This is a genomic window from Cellulomonas septica, assembly GCF_012396155.1.
GTDB classification, from domain to species: Bacteria; Actinomycetota; Actinomycetes; order Actinomycetales; family Cellulomonadaceae; genus Cellulomonas; species Cellulomonas septica.
Map to the genome: position 1 here is coordinate 1 of NZ_JAAXOY010000245.1, position 4,848 is coordinate 4,848.

Annotated in this window: 5 protein-coding genes; all 5 read right to left on the reverse strand. The window is 74.2% G+C overall.

Annotated features, from left to right (window positions below; all coding sequences use genetic code 11):
• Positions 1 to 377: HpcH/HpaI aldolase family protein (locus HGA02_RS10650; protein WP_343035435.1), on the reverse strand; the 377-nt coding region annotated here is incomplete at its 3' end.
• Positions 362 to 1,147, reverse strand: coding sequence for a fumarylacetoacetate hydrolase family protein (locus tag HGA02_RS10655; protein ID WP_168678987.1), 786 nt, complete (start codon positions 1,145 to 1,147; stop codon positions 362 to 364). The genes HGA02_RS10655 and HGA02_RS10650, both read right to left, overlap by 16 nt.
• Before the next feature lie 52 nt (positions 1,148 to 1,199).
• Positions 1,200 to 2,336: a 3,4-dihydroxyphenylacetate 2,3-dioxygenase gene (gene hpaD, locus HGA02_RS10660; RefSeq protein ID WP_168678988.1), complete on the reverse strand. Its 1,137-nt coding sequence runs from the start codon at positions 2,334 to 2,336 to the stop codon at positions 1,200 to 1,202.
• Positions 2,337 to 2,360: 24 nt separating this feature from the next.
• Positions 2,361 to 3,929 carry a 5-carboxymethyl-2-hydroxymuconate semialdehyde dehydrogenase gene (gene hpaE / locus HGA02_RS10665; protein WP_168678989.1) on the reverse strand — a complete coding sequence of 523 codons (1,569 nt, stop codon included), beginning with the start codon at positions 3,927 to 3,929 and terminating at the stop codon, positions 2,361 to 2,363.
• Positions 3,930 to 3,932: 3 nt separating this feature from the next.
• Positions 3,933 to 4,718, reverse strand: coding sequence for a GntR family transcriptional regulator (locus HGA02_RS10670; protein ID WP_343035436.1), 786 nt, complete (start codon positions 4,716 to 4,718; stop codon positions 3,933 to 3,935).
• Positions 4,719 to 4,848 lie beyond the last annotated feature (130 nt).

Consider the following 4,848-nt stretch of genomic DNA (forward strand, 5'->3'; position numbering starts at 1 on the left):
CCGCCGACGCCGCGGCGCCCGTGCGGCGGGTAGCGGACGGCCTCGACGACGGCGCGCGCCTCGTCGGCGGTGGACACCATGGGGACGAGGAGGTTCTGCGCGCCGAGGTCGAGGACCTGCTTGATCACCACGGGGTCGGCGGCGGGGAGGCGGACGACGGGTGTCACCGGGTACGCGGCGAGGGCCTGGAGCTGCGCGAGCACCGACTCCAGCCCGTTGGGCGCGTGCTCCATGTCGACCAGCACCCAGTCGAGGCCGGACCCGGCGCAGATCTCGGCGACGAGCGGGCTGCCGGTGCAGACCCACATGCCGATGAGCGGCCGGTCAGCGCGGCGCGCGAGGGCGTCGCGGAACGTCGGGGTCAGTCGAAGCGGCACGAGAGCGTCCCCAGGTCGTGGAAGTCGGCCAGGACGGTGTCGCCCCGGTGCACCCACATCGGGCGCGTGAACGAGCCGGCGAGGACGAGCTCGCCGGCGTCGAGGCGCTCGCCGTGCTGCGCGAGCTTGTTCGCGAGCCACGCGACGCCGCGCGCGGGGTGCCCGAGCACGGCCCCGGCGACACCGGACTCCTCGACGGTCCCGTTGCGGTGCAGCAGGGCCGCGACCCAGCGCAGGTCGACGTCGTCGGGACGCACGGGCGTGCCGCCGTGGACCATGGCGCCCATCGCCGCGTTGTCGCTGATGGTGTCGACGATCGTGCGGCCGTCGAGCGCGATGCGCGACGACAGGACCTCGAGCGCGGGGACGACGTACTCGGTCGCGCGCAGCACGTCGAAGATCGTCGCGTCGGGCCCGTCGACGGGCTCGGCGAGGAGGAACGCGAGCTCGACCTCGACGCGGACGTTGGAGAACCGAGCGTGCTCGAGGACGGCGCCGTCCTCGTGGACCATGTCGGCGAGGATCGCGCCGTAGTCGGGCTCGTCGATGCCGGTCGCGGCCTGCATGACCTTCGACGTGAGCCCGATCTTGCGGCCGACGTGCCGCCGCCCGGCGGCCAGCGCGCGGCGTCGCCACTCGGCCTGGACCGCGTAGGCGTCGTCGACGGTCATGCCGGGGTGGCGGGCGGTGAGCAGGGGCACGGTGGTGCGGTCGCGCTCGGCGGCGGCGAGCTCGTCGGCGATGTCGGCGACCGCGTCGGGCGTCAGCACGGGACGCCCCGCTGCGGCCGGTGCGGCTCGTGAGGTCGAGGGCGTGCGGGGGTCACAGCTGGTGCCCCAGCTTGTACTCGCCCTGCTTCCACTCGGGCAGGGCGTCGGCGTCGTCGTCGGGCCGCGTGTAGGAGAACCCGTCGGCGCCGATCGTCACGGCCATCTCGGTCGAGTCGGTGCGGGCGACGACGGGCTGCGGCTCGCCGTCGAGGTCGAGCACGAGGGACGCCTCGGTGTACCAGGACGGCACGACGGGGTTGCCCCACCAGTCGCGCCGCTGGTTGTCGTGCACGTCCCACGTGACGACGGGGTTGTCGGGGTCGCCGGTCCAGTAGTCCTGCGTGTAGATCTCGACGCGGTGCCCGTCGGGGTCGCGCAGGTACAGGTAGAACGCGTTGGACACGCCGTGCCGCCCGGGTCCGCGCTCGATCCGGTCGGACAGCCGCAGCGCGCCGAGCCGGTCGCAGATCGCGAGGACGTCGTGCTTCTCGTGCGTCGCGAACGCGACGTGGTGCAGGCGCGGCCCGTCGCCGCCGGTCATCGCGGTGTCGTGCACGGTGGGCTTGCGGCGCATCCACGCGGCGTACGTCGTGCCGTCGGCGTCCTGGATGTCCTCGGTGACGCGGAACCCGAGGTCCTCCATGTAGCGCACGGCGCGCGGCACGTCGGGGGTGACCTGGTTGAAGTGGTCGAGCCGCACGAGCGGGCCGGGTGGGTGCAGGTCGTAGCGCCAGGACAGCCGCGCGACGTGCGCGACGTCGTGCACGAACTCGTACGGGAAGCCGAGCGGGTCCTGCACGCGCACCGCGTCCCCGACGCCCGTCGTCCACCCGTCGCGTCGCCGCTCGACGCGGCACCCGAGCTCGGTGTAGAACGCGACGGCCCGGTCGAGGTCGTGCGGCGCGCGCACCCGGTAGGTGAACGCGGCGGCCGCCGCGACGGGCCCCTGGCGCAGGACGAGGTTGTGGTGGAGGAACTCGTCGAACGTGCGCAGGTGCAGCGACGTCGCGTCCTGCGCGGTCACGACGAGGCCGAGCACGTCGACGTAGAAGTGCCGCGACGCGGCGAGGTCGGTGACGACGAGCTCGATCGCGAGGGCGCGCAGCACGTCCGGTGGCGGCGACGTGGGCGTCGGGATGAAGCGCGCGCCCGCCGGGGCGGCGTCCGGTGGCGTGGGGGTGGCATTCACGTCGTGCGCCTCTCGTCGTCGGGTTCAGCGCGGGTCGGGGTCGTCGAGGTCGGCCGGCGGGTGCGCGGCGACCTTGCCGAACGTCGGGTTGTGCACCGGGCCGAGCGTCACGTGCACGGCCTGCTGGTGCGTGTAGAAGTCGATCGAGCGGTACCCGCCCTCGTGGCCCAGCCCGGACGCCTTGACGCCGCCGAACGGGGTGCGCAGGTCGCGCACGTTGTTGCTGTTGAGCCAGACCATCCCCGCGTCGACGCCGTGCGCGAACGTGTGCGCCCGCCGCAGGTCGTTCGTCCACACGTACGCCGCGAGCCCGTACCGGACGCCGTTCGCGAGCGCGAGCGCCTCGGCCTCGGTGTCGAACGGTGTGATCGCGACGACGGGCCCGAAGATCTCCTCCTGGAAGATGCGCGCGTCGGGCGGGACGTCGGCGAACACGGTCGGCGCGACGTAGTTGCCGGTGGGGAAGCCGTCGGGCCGGCCGCCGCCCGCGACGAGGCGCCCCTCGGTCTTCCCGATCTCGATGTACGACATGACCTTCGCGAAGTGGTCCGGGTGCACGAGCGCGCCCACCTCGGTCGCGGGGTCGTGCGGCGGGCCGACGACGACGCGTCGCGCCTGCGCCGCGTACCGCTCGACGAACTCGTCGTACACCGACCGCTCGACCAGGATCCGGCTGCCCGCGGTGCACCGCTCCCCGTTGAGGGAGAACACCCCGAAGATCGTCGCGTCGACCGCCGCCTCGAGGTCCGCGTCGGCGAACACGACCGCGGGGGACTTGCCGCCGAGCTCCATCGACAGGCCCTTGAGGTGCGGTGCGGCGTTCGCGAAGATCAGCTGCCCCGTGCGGCTCTCGCCCGTGAACGAGATCAGCGGCACGTCCGGGTGCCGCACCAGGGCGTCGCCCGCCTCCTCCCCGATGCCGTGCACGAGGTTGAACACGCCCGCGGGCAGGCCCGCCTCGGCGAAGATCCCCGCCCACAGCGACGCCGACAGCGGCGTGAACTCCGCCGGCTTGAGCACGACCGTGTTGCCCGTCGCGAGCGCCGGGCCGAGCTTCCACGACTCGAGCATGAACGGCGTGTTCCACGGCGTGATCAGCCCCGCGACCCCGATCGGCTTGCGGTTGACGTAGTTCAGCTGCCGCCCGGGCACCTTGAACGCGTCGTCCGCCTGCGCGACGACCAGGTCGGCGAAGAACCGGAAGTTCTCCGCCGCCCGGCGTGCCTGCCCGAGCGCCTGCGTGATCGGCAGCCCCGAGTCGAAGCTCTCCAGCTCCGCCAGCCGCGCGTCCCGGGACTCGACGACGTCCGCGACCCGGTGCAGGACGCGTGAGCGCTCGCGGGGGAGCATCCGCGGCCACGGCCCCTCCTCGAACGCCCGCCGGGCGGCCGCGACGGCACGGTCGACGTCGGCCGCGGTACCCCGCGCGGCCCGCAGGTACGTGCGGTTCGAGACGGGGTCGAGCACGTCGAACGTCCCGCCGTCGGCCGAGTCGACGTCCTCGCCGCCGATGTGGTGCCGCACCCGGTCCGGCAGGTCCGCGGGCACGTGCGCCTCCGCCGGTGCGCCGGGACGGTCGTCCGTGGTGGCCATCGCTCACCTCTCCGGGGGTGTCGCACCGGTCGACGCCGGCGCCTCGTCGGGGTGCTCGCGGGCCAGGTAGGCCGCGAGCGTGGCGGACCGGTGGGCGCGCGCCGCGCGCTCGACGTCGGCCGGCGACGCACCCGACGCGATCAGGTCGAGCAGCGCCTCGTGCTCCCGCACGGACTCCCGCGCCCGGTCGGGCACGAACGCGAACGTCGAGTCCCGCAGGTGCCCCAGCCGCGCCCACTCGGCGTCGACCAGCGCGAGCAGCCGCGGGTTGGGGCACGCCGCGAACAGCACCGCGTGGAACCGGTGGTTGAGCGACGTGAACACCCGGGGGTCGAACTCGTCGAGCTGCTCGACGAGCCGCCGGTTGACGCGCCGCGCCTGCGCCACGTGCTCCGCGGTGAGGTGCGGGGCGGCCAGCGCGGTCGCGGCGCCCTCGAGCATCGCGAGCGTCTCCATGCTGTGCCGGTACTGCGTGTCGTCGATGAGGGACACGCGTGCCCCGACGTGCCGCTCGAACGTCACGAGCCCCTCGGCCTCGAGCCGCCGGATCGCCTCACGCACCGGCACGACGCTCATGTCGAGCTCGTCCGCGATCGTGCCCAGCACGAGGCGGTGACCCGGCGCGTACACCTCGCCCGCGATGCGCTCGCGGAGCCACCGGTACGCGTGCTGCGACTTGCCGGTGCCCGCAGGTGCCTCGGCCGGCGTCCCGCCCGGTGCGACGGGTGCGGGCCGCCCGGCCGTGGCCGCCCGACCGGCGGGGGAGGCGTTCACCGGGTGCGGCGCCACGCGTCGTACCTCGCTCTCCACGTCGCGTCCATCGGGAACAGCCCGTCGACGGGGTGCCCGGCCGCGACCTGCGCGGCGACCCACGCGTCCTCCTCCTCCTGCGCGAGCGCGGCGTCGACCACCTCCGCGA